At 33.8% G+C, this 20,992-nt stretch carries 14 protein-coding genes; 5 read left to right on the top strand and 9 right to left on the bottom strand.

The window, feature by feature from the left end:
- Positions 1-59 precede the first annotated feature (59 nt).
- The 5 genes from F0000_RS15270 to rpsF all read right to left on the bottom strand — a co-directional run bounded on the left by F0000_RS15270 (position 60) and on the right by rpsF (position 5,063).
- Entirely contained in the window at positions 60-539 is a 480-nt protein-coding gene (locus F0000_RS15270; RefSeq protein ID WP_149625594.1) for a DUF6495 family protein, read from the bottom strand.
- Positions 540-632: 93 nt separating this feature from the next.
- Complete coding sequence (locus tag F0000_RS15265) at positions 633-3,839, bottom strand: carboxypeptidase regulatory-like domain-containing protein (RefSeq protein WP_149625593.1); 3,207 nt, start codon at positions 3,837-3,839, stop codon at positions 633-635.
- 114 nt (positions 3,840-3,953) lie between these two features.
- Positions 3,954-4,409, bottom strand: a complete 456-nt coding sequence (gene rplI, locus F0000_RS15260; RefSeq protein WP_149625592.1) for a 50S ribosomal protein L9 — start codon at positions 4,407-4,409, stop codon at positions 3,954-3,956.
- Positions 4,410-4,425: 16 nt separating this feature from the next.
- The gene (gene rpsR / locus F0000_RS15255) at positions 4,426-4,725 is read right to left on the bottom strand and encodes a 30S ribosomal protein S18 (RefSeq protein ID WP_174412104.1); all 300 of its coding nucleotides are present in this window, start codon (positions 4,723-4,725) and stop codon (positions 4,426-4,428) included.
- Positions 4,725-5,063: a 30S ribosomal protein S6 gene (gene rpsF, locus F0000_RS15250; protein ID WP_149625591.1), complete on the bottom strand. Its 339-nt coding sequence runs from the start codon at positions 5,061-5,063 to the stop codon at positions 4,725-4,727. Before rpsF ends, rpsR begins: the two co-directional genes overlap by 1 nt.
- Before the next feature lie 160 nt (positions 5,064-5,223).
- On the opposite strand from rpsF, the gene F0000_RS15245 reads away from it, so the two are divergent.
- From F0000_RS15245 to F0000_RS15235, 3 genes are all read left to right on the top strand, one after another.
- Positions 5,224-5,937 carry a LytTR family DNA-binding domain-containing protein gene (locus tag F0000_RS15245; RefSeq protein WP_149625590.1) on the top strand — a complete coding sequence of 238 codons (714 nt, stop codon included), beginning with the start codon at positions 5,224-5,226 and terminating at the stop codon, positions 5,935-5,937.
- An 861-nt stretch (positions 5,938-6,798) separates the two neighbouring features.
- Positions 6,799-7,476, top strand: a complete 678-nt coding sequence (locus tag F0000_RS15240) for a hypothetical protein (RefSeq protein WP_149625589.1) — start codon at positions 6,799-6,801, stop codon at positions 7,474-7,476.
- A gap of 676 nt (positions 7,477-8,152) precedes the next feature.
- On the top strand, positions 8,153-8,833 hold the full coding sequence (locus F0000_RS15235) for a hypothetical protein (protein WP_149625588.1): 681 nt from the start codon (positions 8,153-8,155) through the stop codon (positions 8,831-8,833).
- 103 nt (positions 8,834-8,936) lie between these two features.
- On the opposite strand, the gene priA is transcribed toward F0000_RS15235, so the two are convergent.
- Positions 8,937-11,390 (bottom strand): primosomal protein N', encoded by a 2,454-nt coding sequence (gene priA / locus F0000_RS15230; protein ID WP_149625587.1) that lies wholly within the window; start codon positions 11,388-11,390, stop codon positions 8,937-8,939.
- A gap of 56 nt (positions 11,391-11,446) precedes the next feature.
- Complete coding sequence (locus F0000_RS15225) at positions 11,447-12,118, bottom strand: metal-dependent transcriptional regulator (protein ID WP_149625586.1); 672 nt, start codon at positions 12,116-12,118, stop codon at positions 11,447-11,449.
- A gap of 96 nt (positions 12,119-12,214) precedes the next feature.
- On the opposite strand from F0000_RS15225, the gene F0000_RS15220 reads away from it, so the two are divergent.
- Entirely contained in the window at positions 12,215-14,581 is a 2,367-nt protein-coding gene (locus F0000_RS15220; RefSeq protein ID WP_149625585.1) for a TonB-dependent receptor, read from the top strand.
- A 46-nt stretch (positions 14,582-14,627) separates the two neighbouring features.
- The gene (locus tag F0000_RS15215; protein ID WP_149625584.1) at positions 14,628-15,128 is read left to right on the top strand and encodes a thioredoxin family protein; all 501 of its coding nucleotides are present in this window, start codon (positions 14,628-14,630) and stop codon (positions 15,126-15,128) included.
- 190 nt (positions 15,129-15,318) lie between these two features.
- On the opposite strand, the gene F0000_RS15210 is transcribed toward F0000_RS15215, so the two are convergent.
- The gene (locus tag F0000_RS15210) at positions 15,319-16,527 is read right to left on the bottom strand and encodes an efflux RND transporter periplasmic adaptor subunit (RefSeq protein ID WP_149625583.1); all 1,209 of its coding nucleotides are present in this window, start codon (positions 16,525-16,527) and stop codon (positions 15,319-15,321) included.
- A 4-nt stretch (positions 16,528-16,531) separates the two neighbouring features.
- Positions 16,532-20,926, bottom strand: coding sequence for a CusA/CzcA family heavy metal efflux RND transporter (locus F0000_RS15205; RefSeq protein ID WP_149625582.1), 4,395 nt, complete (start codon positions 20,924-20,926; stop codon positions 16,532-16,534).
- Positions 20,927-20,992: the final 66 nt, after the last annotated feature.

The following is a 20,992-nucleotide window of genomic DNA, read 5'->3' as shown; positions in this document are numbered from 1 at the left end:
GCTTGTTGAGTTTCATTGATCGTTGAAGTGGTAATATGCTAAGAAGCCTATTGTTCATATCACCCCTTTTCTCCAACGAGGTTCTTTAAATACATATATAATTCTCCCTGAGTGATAGTGGCACCCTTTACTATAAGCTTAAATTTATCTAAATTAGGATCTTCTCCATATGCCTTGGTAGCGTTATAAAAAACAACCTGATCATCTAATAGATTATTTTTTAACCAATCATATCCTTCTCTTGTTGTAATATCTATATCAGAGGCATTCACTTTTACTGCAATAAGATGCATTTCAGTTTCACCCAAATTAAAAAGATGTATCTGATCCTTAGAAAAATGTTCTAAAAATTTTGCTTTACCTAATACACCTTCCCAAACTAAATCACTAAAAACATCTAACTCTTCTTCTGCAACTTCTGGTTTATCTTTTTTAATTGTATCCCATTCATCTGCTGTAATCGATTGTGTTGCCAGGAAATTGATAAATTCCTGGTGTAACTCTTCTAATTGCTCTTTTGTTAGTCTTTGATATTTCATCCTCTAAATAAAATTGGCTGCAAAAATACTAATAAATAAAAATCCGTTCCTAATAAATCAAGAACGGATTTTCATCCAACGATATGTAATGCTTTAGTTAAAAATATATCGAAGCCCAACTTGTGCCTGCCATCTGGAATCCAGGCTAAAATCGTTTCCAAAAGTTTTTGTTTGCGATGTATCAAAAGTGTAGGTTGGTGTATTATCATCATCTACAGAAACTCCTATTGGTTGATCGTTCACAGGTATTTCAATCACTCCCCAATCAGAATTTAATAAATTACCCAAATTAAGAATATCGATACTCAATTGAATTGTATTTGTTTTATCCCCAATCAGTAAATCATAATCCTGTAGAAGCTTCATATCCCAACGCCCTCTCCAAGGGCTTAGAATCGCATATTTTTCTGCGTACTCACCTCTTCGATCGCTTAAATATTCATCTTGTTGAATATACGCTTCAAAAGCAGCGCGTTGATCCGCTTGTTCTACAGTTGTTCCACTAAAATTATAAGTGTCCAGTTCGTCTGCTGTGGGTATATATATAAGATCATTCAAATTAGATCCATCACTGTTTATATCGCCTGCATATGTATAATTAAAACGTCCTCCGCGAGCATATTCATAAAAAGTACCTACAGAAGTCCTCCACTGTTTTCGTTTACCATAACTAAAGGATTTATTTAGCTGTCCTACTATTCGATGCTTGTCACCATATCTTGATGATGTGCTTACAGCTTTGTTTACATTACCAAAAGCTGGGTTCCTGTTAAAAGCATCACTAGAAATTTCTGCATCCAGAGAACTTGCATCTTCTGCATCCAGATAATTATAGGCTACACTTGCAAACAATCCATTTTTAAAGTTTTTTTGTAGTTTGAAGGACCAATTGAATGAATGACCAACGCTGGTATTCGTAAAAACGTATGCATTAGTAATGTCGCCAAATTCATTAACTGCCCTATCAGATGCTAAATACACAGGTCTATCATCGGCACCTCCATTAAGAATACCAGTAGGAGTACCCAAACCAAAATCCCGAACGATTTGTGCATTTATATCTTCTGTATATATCAAATCAGTAGAAGCTATGATCCCGTTTTTAAACTTATAATCAATACCTAAACTATTTCTCCATACCTGTGGAAATTGAAAATCAGGTGCTGTAGTCGTATAAAAAAAGAAATTAGGATTTGCTACTTGATTTCCTATCCATACAAAAGGCAAACGACCTGTAAAAATACCTGTTCCTCCTCGTACTTGTATCGTTTTATCTCCTTTTAGATCATAATTAAAACCTACCCTGGGAGAAATTAATAGCTTTCTGGTGGGCAGATCTAAACTATTTAACTGAACCTCACTCCCATTTTCATCAAAATATGTAATTCCTGGCTGATAATTTCCATCAGGAAAAGTACCTCCTGCTGATCTTTCTATATTTTCTGCAATTTTATCTTCTGTATCAAAAAACAGGGGTTGATCTACTCTAATACCATAGGTAAATGTAAATTTCTCATTCATTCTCCATTTATCCTGTGCATAAAATGCTAATTGCCCCACATTAGTTTCTGCCAAGGCCCAATTATCAGTTGAATTATTAGTATCAAAAACACTCTGTGCGTTTGCCAAAGCTTCTGCAATAAGACCATTATTAATAGCTTGTTCAAAACTATTAGTAGAACCAGCTGTGATACGGACACTATCAAAATCAGGGGCAAAAAAGCCTACTCCACCATCGTCATTAAAAAAGCTATATACACCTAGATTAAATGAATTATCAAATTCAAAACGCTCAAAACTAGCTCCTATCGTGACGGTATGATTTCCTGTCACTATATTTAGATTATTTGTTACCTGATACACCTTTTGTTCTAATCTGTTGTTAATTGAAAACGGTTCATGACCTCCCACAATATATCTAACTCCATCTTGTAAAATATTAATGGGTGGTGCAGGTACAGAAAAAGGATCTCTGCTATCATCAAAAAAAGTATATCCAGCCTGAAACTTGTTTGATACATTTCCAGCAAAATTAGAATTCAATTCTACAAGAAATGAATTTATCTTATTGTTAATAGTATATCCCGCATTTCTAAACTGAAGTGTCGTTAAATCTGGTCCTCTGCGGCCGGCAGCTTCTGGATTGGCAGGTAGATCTCTTGAAGCATCAAGAAAATTATAAATAATTGCCATGCGATGATTATTAGTGATATTCCAATCTAGTTTTAGAATCCCTTTAGTAGATGCTGTATTATGAGTATACCCTTCATAAGGCCCGGTTTCATAGCCTAATAAACCTAGCTGCTGCGATACATAGTCTAAATCTTCTGCACTAACCCTTGAAACATTAGCTCCTGTTAATCCAGGCCTTGCTGCCAGAAAATTAGACCCAAGGTCTTCTCTATCGTCTATTTCAAAATTACCGAAAACAAATAATTTATTTTTGATAATTGGTCCTCCAACACTTAGTCCATACTGTGCTTGTGTTAAATCGGGAACAATGATATCATCATCACCCACTTTATTACCTGTTAAATCTTGATTACGATAAAAACCATAAGCAGTCCCTTTCCATTCATTTGTTCCACTTTTTGTAACTGCATTCACCGATGCTCCGGTAAAACCTGCCTGCGTAACATCATATGGTGCTGTGGACACCTGAATCTGATCAATCGCATCCAGTGAAATAGGTTGCGCATTGGTTTGACCTCCGGGAGTAGCTGCATCCAAGCCAAAAGGGTTGTTAAAAATTGACCCGTCCAAACTAAAATTATTAAACTGATCATTTCTACCACCAAAAGAACCATTACTAGATGCTGTGGGCTCTAATCTATAAAAATCTGCTGCAGAGCGTGTAATTGTTGGCAGTGCTTTGAGTTCTCTATTTCCAATACTTGTTTCTGCCCCCGTTCTTTCACTACTAAATGTTGAATTCTTATCAATGGTAATCACTACTTCTTCCAGCCGATTATCATCCTCTTCCATTTGTACATCTACATTATATGTCTGTCCTAATTGAAGATAGACATCATCATATACCTTTTGCTTAAAACCTAAATAGCTTATTGTAATTCTATATGGCCCTCCTACTCTTAAATTAATAAGATCATATCTTCCGTCAAAATTGGTTGTTCCTCCATATGTTGTGCCAGTTGGGGAATGTATAGCTGTTATATTTGCTCCTGGTAACAATTGATTTGCACTATCATAAACCAACCCGGAAATATTTGAGGTTGTAACCTGACCACTAATCGTTATGACAACTAACATAAAAATCAGTGAGAGAAGCGTCTTTTTCATTGATTGAATTTTTTGTGTGAATAAATTTGAATTTAAATAAAAAAATCGCTCAAATGAGCGATTTTTGATATTATTATAAACCAGTTATTAACTGGATATATAATCTATATAAATCTATTTTTTAGCTTGAGCTACTATTTCAAAAGGAGCAATTGCTACTACAGCTCTATGAAGACGAACAGATGCTTCATATTGTCCTAAACGTTTTATAGTTCCTCCAGGAACAGTAATAAACTTTTTCTCTAATTCAACACCTTCTTTAGCCAAAGCTCCAGCCACATCTGCATTAGAAATAGATCCAAATAATTTATCTCCTGAGCCAGCTTTTGCAGTGATCTTTATTTCTAACCCTGCTATTTTCTTTGCTATTTTTTCAGCATCTTCGATTTCTTTCTTTTCCTTGAATGAACGTTGCTTTAAGGTTTCATTTAATACCTTCTTAGCAGATGGCGTTGCTAATACAGCAAAACCTCCAGGAATCAAAAAGTTACGTCCATAACCGTTCTTCACCTCTACTACATCGTCTGCAAATCCTAGATTCTCGACGTCTTTTTTTAATATAAGTTCCATAATGTTATGACGAGTTTTATTTTAATAAATCACCAACGTATGGCATTAATGCTAAATGTCTTGCTCTTTTTACAGCAACACTCACTTTACGTTGATATTTTAAAGATGTTCCGGTAAGACGACGAGGTAATAATTTACCTTGTTCATTTACGAAAGCCATTAAAAAGTCAGGATCTTTGTAATCGATATACTTAATTCCTGATTTTTTAAAACGACAATACTTTTTAGTCTTTGACGTATCTATATTTAATGGAGTAAGATACCTGATCTCACCATCTTTTTTTCCTTTAGCTTGTTGTTCTATAGATGACATAATTAAGCTTTTTGTTTGTTTCTATTTCTTCTCTTTTCTGCCCAGGCAATTGCGTATTTGTCCAAACGAACAGTAAGATAACGCATTACTCTTTCATCTCTTCTAAACTCAATCTCAACTGTGTTGATCGCATCACCAGGCACAGTATATTCGAACAAGTGATAAAAACCACTTTTTTTATGCTGGATTGCATATGCAAGCTTCTTAAGCCCCCAGTCTTCTTTGGATATCATCTTGGCACCGTTAGAAACAAGAATGTCTTCGTATTTCTTAACTGTTTCCTTTATCTGTTCTTCAGATAAAACGGGATTCAAGATGAAAACAGTTTCATAATGATTCATAAAAATCTATTTTTAATTAAAATTGGCTGCAAAAGTAATATATTTTTTTTGATTTTCAAACTAAAAATCACTTCGACGAAACACTCTTTTTGCCGACAAAAAGCGTGAAATGTTTGCGGAAATAATATATATTCATTAATATTGTATAGAATATTAACCTATGCATGTGGAACAATCTCAATTAAAATGCGCAGTAGTAGATGATTCGCGTCTTCAACGACTGGCTATAGTAAAACTAATAGATGAACATTCATCACTTGAATTAGTGGCTGAATGGAACAATGCTATTGAAACAAAAAATGGTTTATTAGATACTCCTGTAGATCTTTTATTCTTAGATATCGAAATGCCAATACTCACTGGTTTTGATCTTTTGGATGATCTCGAAAATAAGCCCCATATTATTTTTGTTACCGGAAAAACAAAATATGCTTTTAAAGCTTTTGACTATGATGCTATCGATTATTTAAGAAAACCTCTTAAAAAAGATCGTTTTAACGCAGCAGTTGAAAAAGCATTAAGTATGTCTCGTTTAAATTCTGAACAGGCGGCTATAGAGGATGATGACTATATTTTTGTAAAAAGTAATCTCAAAAAGCGTAAAATATTTTTAAACCAATTAAAATATGTTGAGGCGTTAGGTGATTATGTAAAACTAATTATGGAAGATGGTGATCCAATTGTTGTTCTTGCAACGATGAAATCTTTTGAAGTTGAACTTCCTTCTGAGCGCTTTCTCAGAATCCATAAGTCATATATAGTTAATCTAGATAAAGTAGAGCGTTATAATAGTCGTAATATAGAAATTGCAGACGAAAAAATACCATTGAGCAGACATAAGAAACATTCTTTAATAGAAGCTCTTAGTAATTAAAAGGATAATTAATTATATCATTTTATAAATAAAGATCCCGCTTTTATAGAGCGAGATCTTTGTTTACATCTTGTCTTTATGTTTTTACAAGCACTTAATTGCGTCATTATTCTCAAGAAATTCATTGATTAGAACAAAGTATTTTACTCTATAAAAATTTTACTGTTTTCTCTAAACAAAATATTCAGTTTAGCGGCTATACTTAGAGTATGTTTAAAAACCCTTCTGCCTGCTGGTCATTACTTTGACAACCTTGACTTTACTTCAAATAAGCAACATATCTCGATATGTCGTCGATTTGAAGTGTCGTCAGAATACCAAACTACTGACAATCAGTTTGCATTGTTTTTAAACATGCTCTTAACACAAGTTCGGTTATAAAGATTTTGAAGAAAAACTGTCAGATCTAAAAAACTAAACTTAAACAAAATATTGAAATTCCGTCCTCTCTGATCAAAAAAACCTACTATTCTTAGTGCTTCTTCCTATATCAGAAGCCTTAAACTAATATGATATTTTACTTCAAATTAGTATTGATAACAACCAATTCTGTTCTAAAAAAAACTCAAATAAATAGCGACAATTTTTAGTTTAAAAAAAAATGAAATTGACTCATAATCATTGCTCCTTTTTTATTTTGAAATATAAATTGAAAAATAAAAAATTTTAGTTCAGAATTGAATAGTATCAAAACTATCTATCAAATTGATTCTAATTAATAACCTGAAAATTATCATATAATAACTACTAGAGCATTAAATTCATAATAAATCAAAAAAAAACTATAATTTCTGAGAATAATGTAGGGTTTATTGAATTTAAATTGTTTTAGAGATATATAAACATTTTAAATATCATACAATGAAAACCTTTAAAAAAACAATTACCCAATTAGGAATGTTAAGCATGCTTACATTAGCTTTTTCTATTTTTATGACTTCTTGTCAAAAAGAAGAATTGAACTCAGAAACGGGAGCAGAAGCCGTTGAAATCCAAAAAGAGCAAGACTTTACTCGTTTAATCTATGACAACAAAAGTTATTCTTTTAATGAGGTCAAAGAAAATCCAGCATTAGCGGACTTGTTAGAAAATCCTTCGTACTATGCCGAATCTGATAATGAAGTAATCAAATATGTATTTGATACTGAAGAAGAGGTTAATAAGTATTTTGAAAGTGGAGAATTAGATAGTCAAGGTGATAAAGCTTTGAGTGTTAGATTCGCTATTGAACTTTTTAGACATACTTATCATAGAGATAGAATTTATAGAAGAGTTATCTTTTTAAACAATAATAATTTTGTCTATAATGATAACCTTGGTGGAAACATAATCAACCAGGCTTCTTCCTCACGAGTTAGAGTTACTGGTCTTGATAACACGAGAAAACTAAATGTACGTTATTTTGATAGAGCACGCCAACAAGGTCTATTAACTTCTTACGCTCTTAATCAAAACAGTAATGGGAATTTAATTCAAAATGCGGTTTTTAGAAGTTTTAATGATAAAATAAATTCATTACAAGTATTTTTAAGCCGATAAGTCAAAGAATATTATTTTCCATCTCAGAAAATAATACTTTAGTAACCTAACCAATGATAAGAGGGTGTCTTTTAGACCCCCTCTTATTTTTTTAGTGATACTATCCTTTAAATTTACCGGAATAAAAAGTCCTTTTTTCACCTTATACGATTTGTGATTAAAAAATTCGTATAAATTCATTGAATTATTTTTTCTTTATGCAAGGCAAAAAAATCAAGCATAGCTATAGCTATGGTTTATTTTTAAACGAAGTAGAAAGGAAAAAGAAACGATGAATATGCGAAATTTTTAGTTATAAATCGTATTAGTCAAAAAAAAATATAAAAGTTTTACTCATTAATGTACCCCATTTTGCACTACATCTTAAATTTATCGCAATAAAAAACTCTTTTCTGTCGATACCCCATCACAAAAATTAACTGCAGCTAATCGCTATGAAAGTTTTTCTGTTTTGGATATATAAGAAATACTGAGATGAGCCATTCTAAACAACCGAAATCCGTAGCAAAAACACCCGACAAATTAATATTAACAAATAATTTAAAATTATAATATAACCAGTGTTAAGGGAATAAACACACAATTAACCTAAAAAAAAGCACAATTTAATATGAATAATGTAGGGTTTATTAAATCTAAACTGTTTTAATTACATAAACATTTTAAATATCATACAATGAAAACCTTTAAAAAAACAATTGCTCAATTAGGAATGTTAAGTATCTTAACATTAACACTCTCTATTTTTATGACCTCTTGCGAAAAAGAGGAATTCGATTCTGAAATAGGAGCTGTTGAAATCGAAAAAGATCAAGACTTCAATAGTTTAGTTTACAATAACAAAAGTTATTCTTTTGAAGAAGTAAATAAAAATGCAACATTAGCGAATTTGTTAAAAAAACCTTCGTACTATGTCGAATCTAAAGATGAGATCATCAAGTATGTATTTGATACAGAAGAGGAAGCTAGTAAAAATTTTGAAAGCGGAGAATTAGATAGTCAAGGTGATAGGGCTTTGAATGTTAGGTTTGCAATCGAACTTTTTAGACACACGTATCATCGAGATAGAATTTTTAGAAAAGTTATCTTTTTAAACAATTTTAATTCTTTTCTCAATGCTAATCTTGCGCCTAATGTAGTCAATCAGGCATCTTCTTCACGAGTTAGAGTTACTGGTCTTAACAGCTCAAGAGCACTTAATGTACGTTATTTTGATCGAGCTCGCCAACAAAATTTACTATTTTCAGATTACATTGACCACAGATCTAATGGTGAATTAGTAGAGTTCAAGGATTTTACACCTTTAGGAATGAATGATAAAATAAATTCAATACAAGTTTATTTAAGCCTGCCATAAGTAAAGAATATTATTTTCTATCCCAGAAAATAATACTTAGTAACCATGTCGAGAGGCTGTCTTTTTAGGCAGTCTCTTTTTTTTTGGTTATATATAAATTATACTAATAATTATCCACGTTAATCAAAACCCGTACTCCGGAGAACTCTTTAATATTTCTAAAAGAATTGTAAATCTTTTTTATAACACTTTTTGTCTTTTGTAGCGATTGCCCATGAGGTATTTTGATAAGAATATTTTTGTGGTACTGATTTCTAATTCTTGATATGGGAGGAAACTCCGGACCTAAAACATGTTCCTTAAAAACATTAGACAAAGATCTTGCCACCCATAATGTGGCATCATTTACTTTATTATAATCTTTATGTTTAGCTGTGATTTTAATAATTCTGTAAAACGGAGGATATTTATATTGATATCTTTCTTCCATCTGATCTTTATACATACCCATATAATCATTCACCGATACTTGCTGTAATATTTGATGATACGGATTATAGGTCTGAATCAATACTTTTCCTCGTTTTTTTGTCCTGCCCGCTCTGCCCGACACCTGCTGCATTAACTGAAAGCTACGCTCGTGAGCTCTAAAATCTGGAAAATTAAGAAGTGTATCTGCATTCATAATCCCTACTAAGGTTACATCTCTAAAATCTAAGCCTTTGGTAAGCATCTGGGTACCTACCAGAATATCAATCTCTTTTTCTTCAAATTGATTTATAATTTTTTCATACCCATGTTTTCCCCTCGTAGTATCCTGATCCATCCTACCTATTTTATGCTCTGGAAACAATTCTTTCAGTGCTGTTTCTATTTGTTCAGTTCCAAAGCCTTTTGTAGATAATTCCGGACTCTCACAAGCCATACATTTTTGAAGCATTGCTATATGATATCCGCAATAATGACACCGCAATTGATTGCGATGATTATGATACGTAAGACTCACATCACAGTTAGGGCACTGTGGTGAATGCCCGCAAGTATTACATTCGACAACCGGAGAATACCCACGCCTATTCTGAAATAAAATCACCTGTTCCTCTTCCTTAAGCGCTTCCCGAATACTTAACAATAAAGTGTCACTGAAACGTCCGGTCATTTCTTTTTTCTTGTACTTAGTTTTTAAATCCACCAAGTTTATTTCTGGCATTAAAACATTGCCGTATCTTCTTGTCAATGTTACCAAACCATACTTTTTCTGGACAGCATTATAATATGTCTCTAAAGAAGGTGTAGCCGACCCTAAAACAACTTTTGCATCAAACATTCTAGACAAAACAATAGCAGTATCTCTTGCGTGATATCTAGGAGCAGGATCATATTGCTTAAAAGAGCTCTCATGCTCTTCGTCAATAATTATCAACCCGAGGTTGATAAATGGAAGAAATATAGAAGATCTGGCACCAATAATAACCTGAGCATTCAGGTTTGTATTTTTTACGTTATTCCAGGCCTCCACTCTTTCATTTACAGAATATTTAGAGTGATAAACGGTTAATTTTTTTCCAAAATACACCTGTAATCTCGCAATTAATTGAGTCGTTAAAGCGATTTCTGGCAACAAGTACAATACCTGTTTACCTTCTTGTAGCTGTTCTTCAATTAGTTTTACATAAATTTCAGTCTTTCCTGAGGAGGTAACGCCATGCAATAAACAAACATCTTTTTTCTTATAACAGGTTTTAATCTCTTCGAGCGCTTTTATCTGAAATTCATTTAATGCTCTTACTGCATGTTCAGACGCTTCATTGTATTGCACCCGGTCTACCTGTAAACGATATTCTTCTAGTATTTTTTTTTCTATTAATGATTTTATAATTGCAGTACTACTATTTGCGGCTTTGGCTAGATCTGTAACTTTAATCGGTTTTGAGGTTTTAGCCTGTAACATAAAAAGATGCATCAAAACCTCTTTTTGCTTTGGAGCACGATTCATAGAATCCAATAATGACTGTAATGCCGTTTCTGCAGTATAGTCCACATGTAATTTTACATACCTAACAATCTTAGGCCTATATTGTTCATAAATCTCTTCCTGAATTGTCAGTACATTTTTATCAAGTAAACGTTTTATAATAGGAAGCACATTCTTTTTACCAACTATGTCCATCACTTCCTGGATGCGAAGTAGGCTTTGATGCTGTAGTCCTTCATAAATAAGAAATTCGTCATCTTTTAGCATTGATTCATCAATCGACACAGCATCATTACGTAAAATAATAGTTTCGCTTTCTAATAAAAAAGCACTGGGCAGCGCAGCTCTCATCACTTCTCCTTTGGCACACATATAATATACTGATATCCAGTTCCATAATTCTAGTTGTCGATTTGTTACAATAGGAGCTTCATCCAGAATATGTTCTATCTCCTTAGCTTCATATACCAGAGGTGGATTTTGATGAATTTTTACGACTAAAGCCGCATATATTTTGCTCTTCCCGAATTGTACAGCCACCCTCATTCCTAGCTTCAGAAAAGCAGCTTCGTTTTTATTAATACTATAGGTAAACTCTTTATCAAGAGGAATAGGAAGAATTACATCTATAAAATAGGCCATGGACACTCGTATTACAAACAAAAATACATCTTTAATATCGAAGTATTATACCATCTTTATTCTGAATTTTGCATACTAATGACCTTGATATATATGTTACTTGCCATTTTTTGGGATAAGGCTATACTCTCATCCTCTATTTTTAATCGAATAGAGCCGTCATATTTTTCCTTATTCAGTATATAAAAAACAGTACCTAAGTTTATTTGTTTTCGATCTAATATCTTAAGAAAATCTGATGATGTATCCTTAACTCCAACAATGGTTCCTGTCCATTTTTCTTCGCAATCAGCTAATAATCTTTTCTCTATTTTGGTGAAATTCCCATTAGCATCGGGTATAGGATCTCCGTGTGGATCAATCTTGGGGTATCCCAGCATTTTATCCATAGCATTGATTAGCTTTTCACTTTTAATATGCTCTAACTGCTCAGCTACCTCATGAACCTCTTCCCAGCCAAAATGGAGTTTTTCTACCAAAAAAGTTTCCCATAGACGATGGCGTCTGATCACTAAAATGGCATGATTTCTACCATTATGAGTCAGGATTGCTCCATAATACTTCTTGTATTCGATTAACTCTTTTTTTGCCAGCTTTTGTAACATATCAGAAACAGATGCAGCTCTGGTATCCAGATAGTCAGCAATAGCACTTGTAGAAACCCCTTCTGTCGCTTCTTGTTCTAAATAAAAAATAGTCTTTAAATAGTTTTCTTCTGCAAAAGTCATTTTAATTTAGTTTAATACAAAAATACATTTTTTTTGAATAGATATTTTATTTAGATTTGTCTAAAATTTTAATTAGATTAATAAAATTAAACAATAATGCTTGCAAAAATTTTTATAAAACTGTTTTTATTACTAACAGTTTTTAAGGTGCATGCTCAGCATGACTATGTTATAATAAAAGGAAAAGTTATGTCTGGTGATCATACAGTTCCTTTTGCAAGTGTATTTGTTAAAAATGGTTCGCATGGTACTACCACCAATGTAAAAGGTATTTATGAACTAAAATTAGTAAAGGCTGATCAATACATCATAACGGTGAGTTCTCAGGGTTTTCGAACAATTTCTAAAACCATACAATATACTGATCAACAGGTAATCGACCTGGACTTTACACTTATTGAGGACGCTTTGGGTTTAGATGAAGTAGTCGTGAGTGCTACCAGAAATCGGGTAGAACGTAAAAATACACCGGTTATCGTTTCTACATTAAAACCCAGATTATTAACCGCAACACAGTCTATTTCACTAGCAGATGGATTAAACTATGCTCCTGGTGTACGGGTAGAAACAAATTGCCAGAATTGTGGTTTTACGCAAGTGAGACTTAATGGCCTTGATGGAGGATACACCCAGATACTGGTAAATAGTCGCCCTATATTCTCTTCGTTACTTGGTGTATACGGATTAGAACAGATACCTACGAATATTATCGAGCGCGTCGAGGTGGTACGCAGCGGTGGGTCTGCTTTATTTGGATCTAATGCTATTGCCGGAACAGTTAATGTCATCACCAAAGATCCGATACTGAATACCTGGGAAATTGGGACAAATTTTTCACTTGTGAATGGAGAAGTACCTGATCGCAATATTACATTCAATACCTCTGTAGTGGCCGATGATCTTACTAGTGGCGTAACTGTATTTGGGGCATATCGCAATCGAGAGGAGTTTGATGCAAATGATGATGGTTTTACAGAACTGGTCGAACTTCGTAATACAACCATAGGAGCTAAAGCTTTTGTAAAACCTACCGAAAGAAGCAGAGTATCTGTTAACCTAAACGCTATAAGAGAATATCGCCGTGGTGGTGATCGGTTGTTTTTATCTCCTCAGTTTACCGATATTACTGAAGAATTAGATCATGATACCTTTATTGGTGGAGCTGATTATGAATTGATCAGCACTGATGAATCTGTTAAATTTTCCATATACACCTCAGTTTCTCATACAGATCGTGATAGTTTTTATGGTGGTTTGGGAGGATCCAGAACGCGTCAGGATAGTATTTTGGCCAATAACTCATTTGGTACTACAAAAGATCTAGCATTGGTAAGTGGTACCCAATTAACAAAAGCATTTAAAAACAACGATATTTTAACAGTAGGAGCAGAATATCAGCTTACCCATACAGAGGATCAAATTCCAGGATACAACAGATTGATTGATCAGAACGTAAATTCTATTGGTGCCTATGCACAGTATGAATGGAAACCAAATGAAAAATTCACCACTCTTTTGGGCGCTCGTTTAGATAATGTCGCTGTAGATGGTGATTATTCTATTGGAGGCATCCGAAGAGGAGTCGATATCAGCCAAACTGCCTTTTCTCCCAGGTTAACTTTATCTTATCTACTCAGTAAAGAATTAAAATTTAGAGGTGGTTATGCAAGAGGATTTAGAGCTCCACAAGCATTTAATGAAGAATTACATGTTTCTAGTGTGGGTGGAGAACCTCAATTTGTTATCTTATCAGAAGCCTTAAATACAGAGTATTCTAATGCATATACCGGTTCTTTTAATTATTCTAAAACAACTGGACTCTTACAATTAGACTTTTTATTAGAAGGCTTTTATACTACATTAGAAGATCCATTCACATTGGTAAGTACCGGAGCAGTGCTAGAAAATGGTTCTATTCTGGAGGAAGTCAGAAATGGTTCGGGAGCTCAAGTATATGGAACTAATTTTGAATTTGGAGTATCTCCTAATCCAAAATGGCAATTTCAATTAGGAGGTTCTTATCAAAAAACAGCGTATGATGAACCTCAACTATTGTTTGAGACTGATGGAACCGCAGGAGAATCTGATATTACAATAGACGAGTTTGTAAGAGTTCCTGATTTGTATGGTTATCTTAATGCCTCCTGGATTCCTGGAGAATCGTTCAATATTGATGTAACCGGAGTTTATACTGGTGAAATGACAGTTCCAAGAGTTATTAGTGATACCGGTTTTTTGCAACTGAATGAAGTAAATTCCTTTTTTGATGCAAATATCAAGTTAGAGTCTCATGTGGATTTTAATGAAAATTTTATGATCACATTTACTGGTGGGGTTAAAAACATATTTAACAGCTATCAGGATGATTTTGAAACTGGTCCTGCTCGTGATTCTGATTATATCTATGGCCCTGGAGCCCCCAGAACTTTTTTTATTGGTGTGAAATTTGGAAAACTTCATTAAAAATCAATTGGATATAAAGATGTTATACTATTTATATTAAAAAAAAATGACTAAGATTAATCCTTTTTTACCTGTTGTCCTGTTTCTTATATTTTCGCTTACCACTAATGCGCAAGATAAAAGCATCAGGTGGTTAAGTTTTGAACAATTAGAAGATTCTCTTGCGACAAAACCCAAAAAAGTATTTATAGATTTTTATGCTGATTGGTGCTCTTATTGCAAAAAAATAGATCAAACTGCTTTTAGAGATCCAGAGGTTGTTTCCCTGCTTAACCAAAAGTATTATGCTGTGAAAATGAATGCAGAAAGTAACGACACTATTATTTTTGATGGGCAAAAATTTGTAAACAGATCGTATGGTAAAAAGCGAAACGCCACTCATGATATCCCCTTATTGTTAGCATCACGAAAAAATAGTCCATTTTCTCTACCTGCTATTATTGTTTTGGATGCATCATTTCGGGTAATCGACAGGTATTTTGAATATATTTCACCAAAAAAAATGATCACTATTTTAAACAGCAATTCAAATACATTCGCTAATTGAGAGAAGCTTTTTTATTTCAAAATAATACGATTTGTGATTAAAAAATTCGTATAAATTCATTGAATTATTTTTTCTTTATGCAAGGCAAAAAAATCAAGCATAGCTATAGCTACGGTTTATTTTTTAAACGAAGTAGAAAGGAAAAAGAAACGATGAATATGCGAAATTTTTAGTTATAAATCGTATAACATTAATGACTGTGTTCTGCCTCTCCTTTCTTCATTTCAGCTATTAAATAATATGCATTATTCATGGCATATAATGCATCTGCTACCTGAGGTTTTAAAAAACTAATGGCTACCCATTCTCGATCGCGACTGCCTGTAATTATTTCAACAGGTACAAAACTCCAATCATTACCTTCTCTAACTGCTCTAAATACAAATGATTTTTCGCCATCAATAGCAATAGCAATTTCCGGAAAAGCATCAACCAGTTTATTTTCTGTTTGTATCTGTCCCTGAATATACATTCCAGGTATTAGCTTTCCTTCTTTATTTTCTATTTCTGCATGCACGTGTAAAGCCTTTGGGTCTTGTTCAAATGTTTTCCCCACGGAGTAAATTTCTGCAGTAAGTTCTAGTCCAGGAATGGATTGTACACTAAATATAACTTTTTGTCCTTTTTTGATTTTATACACATCTTTCTCAAATACCATAAGATCTGCGTGCACATGATCAGTATTCACGATTTCTATAAGATTCGTTTGCGGAGCCACATATTGACCTGTTTTGATATAAACTTTCTCTACAAATCCCTCGATAGGGCTTCGCAGTGCCACCCGTTGTTGAATCGTACCATTTCTTACATTAGCAACATTGATATTAAGTTGTTGTAATTGTGCCTCAAATCCATTAGTCATTGCTTTTGAGGCCTTGTATTCTGATTCAGCTTTTTGAAAACTAGCTCCACTACCCACACCTGCATCATATAATGTTTTTTGTCTATCAGATTCTTTTTTTAAAAACATCTGTCTGCTATATTCAGTAAGATATGCTGATTGTTTTTTGATAAGATCCGGATGAGACAAATAAGCCAGAACCTGTCCTTTATTCACCTGATCTCCCTCAATTACTTTGATAGACATTATATTAGCACCTATAACAGATGTAATAATAGCTTCATTTTGTGGTGGTACTTCCAAACTTCCGTTCGCCTCTACATACCCGGTTATATTACGCTTCTGGAGGGTATCAATTTTCATGTGTAATGCTTCATATTGTTTTGCTGTAAACATTACCTCATCATTTTCTTTATGATGGGTATCTCCTTTTGCACTCTCCTGCTTATCATTTGTATGTTCGTGATCAGATATTTTATCTTTTCTACCTTCGCAAGATGCTATGATCAAAAAGACCAATGCAGTAGCTATCAAGGTACTTGTTTTTGTTTTTTTCATTTTTTTAAAGAGTATAATAATATTGTAGTTTAAAAAATGCTTTTAAATATTTATCAAATGCATCAATTGCTTCTGTTTCTGACTGTATTGCTTTATTAATTATATAAGTAAAAGAGAGGTAATCAATAGCACCTTCCTTATATGCCAGCAATGCTCCATCTCGTTGTTCTTTTGTAAGTGGTAATACATCATTCTTATAAAACAGCCAGGATTTTAACCATTTTTGATAAGTATGCAAGGCACGTTGATAGTTGGATTCCATTTGTTTTATGCGAAGATTAAATTGTATTTTGGCTATCTGATTATTGATTTTTGCTGCTTTTTTCTGACTCTTATATGTACCCGACAATAACGGAACTGATATCCCAGCCTGATAACTATAAAAACCGTTCTCTCCATTGACACGCTGTAAGCCTCCTTGTAAATTGAATTTTGGTAGTTGATCTGCCAGTATTACTTTATAATTGGATGTTGACTCGTCTATTTGTTTTTGTAAGAGTGATAACTGAGGGTGTTCACTAGCATCTCTTTGCGTATCTAATTGTAAAAATTGGCCCGAATCAACATCATCAGGAACCGTATAAAATGTATCACTCGATAACCAGATATTCAGCTCTTGTATTGCTACATAATAATCTTTTTCTAACTGATGTAGCTTATTCTGAACCTGAAGTGCCTGATTTTTTGCTGTAATAAATTCTAATCGAGAGATCGCCTCAACTTCCAGGTTGACTTCTATCGCTCGTAAAAATTCTGAATATACTATGGTAAGTTCCTGATATAGTATCATTTTTTGTTTATTTCTATAAGCATCAGACCAGCTACTTCTTACTTTTTCTTTTACCTCTAATTGTGATAGCTCATACGTATTTTTAGCTATATCAATTCTTTGTTTTTGTAGGCGTTTTTTTGCAGAAATACCAAAAAGATCTATATTTTGTTGTCCGATACCTATAACAGTATAAATCCCCTGATCATTGCCAATTTCTTCACCACCTGTAAAGACTTTTGTGTTTCCAAAATCATATGCGGCACTCATTAGTACATCCTCACGTTCTACTTGCAATTGATCTGATTCTAATGTTGGGTAGTTTTTTAGCGCCAGTTCTACAGCTTCATCTAATAAAACAACAGGCATTACATCTTGTTCTTCTGTTATTGCATTTTTTGAAGTTGTCTTATTCTCATATTGTGATAGGAATGTTTCCTGAGCAGCTACTTTAGAAAATGTACAAAACAGGAAAACAATCAAGGGAGTTACTACATATTTAGGATTCAATTTTATATTTTTTTGAGATCTATTTTCTATCCATTGATAAAAAATAGGTAAAATAAACAATGTTAATAATGTAGAAGTGATCAATCCTCCGATAACAACAGTTGCCAATGGACGTTGCACCTCTCCTCCTGCTGATGTAGAAACAGCCATCGGTAAAAAACCCAAAACATCAGTAAATGCTGTTAGCATAATAGGACGTATTCTTCTTTTTGTTCCTTTTATGATTCTATCTCTAAGATCAGTTATCCCTTCTTCTTTTAACTCATTGAGACCACTTACCATAACCAATCCATTTAATACAGCTACGCCAAAAAGCACAATAAATCCCACTCCGGCAGAAATACTGAATGGCATCTCACGAAACCAAAGTGCGAATACGCCACCGATAGTAGCCATAGGTATTGCCAAATAGATCATCAATGACTGAGAAAATGATTTGAGTGCGAAATAGATCAATACAAAAATCAGAAACAAGGCAATCGGAACCACTAGTTTTAAGCGATTACTTGCCCGTTTCAGGTTTTCAAAAGCTCCTCCATATCGTAAATAATAACCTGATGGTAGTTCAAAATTTTTGTCTAAACTATCCTGAATATCTTCTACAACTGATTTTACGTCTCTTCCCCTAATATTAATCCCTACATACGTTCTTCTGTTCGTATTATCGCGACTTATCTGCATAGGTCCTGGTTCATACCCTATAGCTGCAACCTCGCGAAGAGGAATCTGAGCCCCATTAGGTAAGTCAATAAACAGATTCTGAATATCACTTAAATCTTCTCTATTCTCTTTTTGGAGGCGTACCACCAAATCAAATCGTTTTTCGCCTTCAAAAATTACTCCTGCCTGCCCTCCTGCAAATGCTACCTGTATCAGGGTATTAAGCTCACGTATACTTAGACCATATTGCGCTACTTTATTACGATTATAATTAATCGTAATCTGTGGGAGCCCATCTGTAGCTTCTACTTTCATGTCTGCTACTCCAGGAATCTTTGCTATGATTTCTCCTATTTCTTCTGCCTTAGCGGTCAGTACTTGCAGATCTTCTCCAAATAGTTTGATCGCTACATCTTCTCTTACCCCTGTAAGCAGCTCATTAAAGCGCATCTCTATAGGTTGAGTAAACTCAAAATTTACTCCTGGTAGTATGCTAACTTCTTTTTTTATTTTCTCTATTAATTCGTCTTTTGAATCTGCCGACACCCATTCATTAGCAGGTTTTAAAATAACAAATACATCTGCAATATCCATAGGCATAGGGTCTGTGGGAACATCTGCTACCCCTATCCTACTGATAACAGATTGTACTTCAGGAAATTTTGTTTTAATAATACCTTCTACCCTAGTTGTAGTTTGTATGGTTTCTGAAAGAGAACTCCCTGGCTTTAACATCGCATGAAAGGCTATATCTCCTTCATCAAGTTCAGGAATAAACTCCCCACCCATATTTATAAAAGTAACTATTGCCAAAACAAAAAAACCTAAGGTAACGATCACAATAATTCTTCCTTTTTCTAGAGACCATATCAAAAGAGATTCATACTTCTGCTCAACCCAGTTTACAAATTGATCTCCAAACGATTTTTTTTCGTTAGCAGGAACTTTTAGAAAAACAGATGAAATCATAGGTACATACGTTAAACAAAGCACCATGGCTCCAATCATGGCAAAAATAAATGTCAACGCCATCGGCTGAAACATTTTACCTTCTACACCTTCTAAAGCAAGAATCGGTAAGAATACAATGAGTATAATCAACTGACCGAAAAATGCAGTATTCATCATTTTTTTTGAAGCTTTCTGTACTATTTCATTTTTTATTTTTCCACTTAAAACTTTTTTCTTTACTACATATCTGTGCATTGAAAAAACGGTAGCTTCGACAATAATAACCGCTCCATCTACTATAATACCAAAATCTATTGCTCCAAGACTCATCAAATTCGCCCATACATCAAAAAAATTCATTAATATAAAAGCAAAAAGAAGAGATAATGGAATGGTAGATGCAACAATCAGTCCTCCTCTCCAATTTCCTAGTAATAGTACTAAAACAAAAATCACAATTAGCCCTCCTTCCAAGAGGTTTCCCATTACCGTTCCAGTTGTTTTCTGAATAAGAGTACTGCGATCAAGAAAGGGTTGTATGGTAATTCCTTTTGGTAAGGATTTCTGAATTTGTTTTATACGTATAGTAACATTCTTAATTACCTCATTAGCGTTTGCTCCTTTAAGCATTAATACCATTCCTCCTACGGCTTCTCCCTTACCATCTTTGGTCAATGCTCCATAACGGATCGCATTTCCTATACTAACAGTACCTACATCTTTTATTTTTACGGGAATGCCGTTCATGGTCTTTACGACCATATTCTCAATATCTTTTACAGATCTCGCCAAGCCTTCTCCACGTATAAAATTGGCCTGATGATTTCTTTCGATGTAAGCACCTCCGGTATTTTGGTTATTATTTTCCAGCGTAGCAAATACTTCTGAAATAGTAATACCTATCGCCCGAAGATCATTAGGATCCACTGCAACTTCATATTGCTTAATAGCACCTCCAAAAGCATTTATTTCTACCACACCGGGAACCATTGCCATCTGTCTGCGTACAATCCAATCTTGTATGGAACGTAGTTGGGTCTTAGTATATATCTCTTTATATTCATCATCAACCTCCAACGTATACTGGTATATTTCTCCTAAACCTGTAGAAATAGGTCCCATAAAGGGTTTTCCGAATCCTAAAGGTATTTTTGCTTGTACTTCTGGTAATTTTTCTGCGACAAGCTGTCTTGGCAGATAGGTTCCTGTTTTGTCATCAAAAACAATTGTAACCACAGATAGTCCAAAACGGGAAATAGATCTTATTTCCTGAACGTCAGGAAGATTGCTCATCGCAACTTCGATAGGATACGTTACAAATTGTTCAATATCTTCTGTCCCGAGATTAGGAGATTGAGTAATGACCTGTACCTGATTATTCGTTATATCCGGAACCGCATCCAAAGGAATCTGGGCTGTACTCCAGATACCAGTAATAATAAGTCCCAGCGTGAATAACCCAATTATAAATTTATTATTGATTGAGAAATCAATGATTTTATTAATCATAAATTATAGTTTATTCAGTTAAAAAAATAGATTGTAGTTTCTCTATTAATATAAAAACATACAAAA

This window comes from Aquimarina sp. RZ0, assembly GCF_008370685.1.
GTDB lineage: Bacteria > Bacteroidota > Bacteroidia > Flavobacteriales > Flavobacteriaceae > Aquimarina.
The sequence above is the reverse complement of the archived record's forward strand: the minus strand, read 5'-3'. Positions and strand labels throughout refer to the sequence as shown.

Bases quoted from the DNA above. Each gene is read 5' to 3' on its own strand.
- F0000_RS15270 (WP_149625594.1), bottom strand. From the start codon at position 539: ATGAAATATCAAAGACTAACAAAAGAGCAATTAGAAGAGTTACACCAG.
- F0000_RS15265 (WP_149625593.1), bottom strand. From the start codon at position 3,839: ATGAAAAAGACGCTTCTCTCACTGATTTTTATGTTAGTTGTCATAACG.
- rplI (WP_149625592.1), bottom strand. From the start codon at position 4,409: ATGGAACTTATATTAAAAAAAGACGTCGAGAATCTAGGATTTGCAGAC.
- rpsF (WP_149625591.1), bottom strand. From the start codon at position 5,063: ATGAATCATTATGAAACTGTTTTCATCTTGAATCCCGTTTTATCTGAA.
- F0000_RS15245 (WP_149625590.1), top strand. From the start codon at position 5,224: ATGCATGTGGAACAATCTCAATTAAAATGCGCAGTAGTAGATGATTCG.
- F0000_RS15240 (WP_149625589.1), top strand. From the start codon at position 6,799: ATGAAAACCTTTAAAAAAACAATTACCCAATTAGGAATGTTAAGCATG.
- F0000_RS15235 (WP_149625588.1), top strand. From the start codon at position 8,153: ATGAAAACCTTTAAAAAAACAATTGCTCAATTAGGAATGTTAAGTATC.
- priA (WP_149625587.1), bottom strand. From the start codon at position 11,390: ATGGCCTATTTTATAGATGTAATTCTTCCTATTCCTCTTGATAAAGAG.
- F0000_RS15225 (WP_149625586.1), bottom strand. From the start codon at position 12,118: ATGACTTTTGCAGAAGAAAACTATTTAAAGACTATTTTTTATTTAGAA.
- F0000_RS15220 (WP_149625585.1), top strand. From the start codon at position 12,215: ATGCTTGCAAAAATTTTTATAAAACTGTTTTTATTACTAACAGTTTTT.
- F0000_RS15215 (WP_149625584.1), top strand. From the start codon at position 14,628: ATGACTAAGATTAATCCTTTTTTACCTGTTGTCCTGTTTCTTATATTT.
- F0000_RS15210 (WP_149625583.1), bottom strand. From the start codon at position 16,527: ATGAAAAAAACAAAAACAAGTACCTTGATAGCTACTGCATTGGTCTTT.
- F0000_RS15205 (WP_149625582.1), bottom strand. From the start codon at position 20,926: ATGATTAATAAAATCATTGATTTCTCAATCAATAATAAATTTATAATT.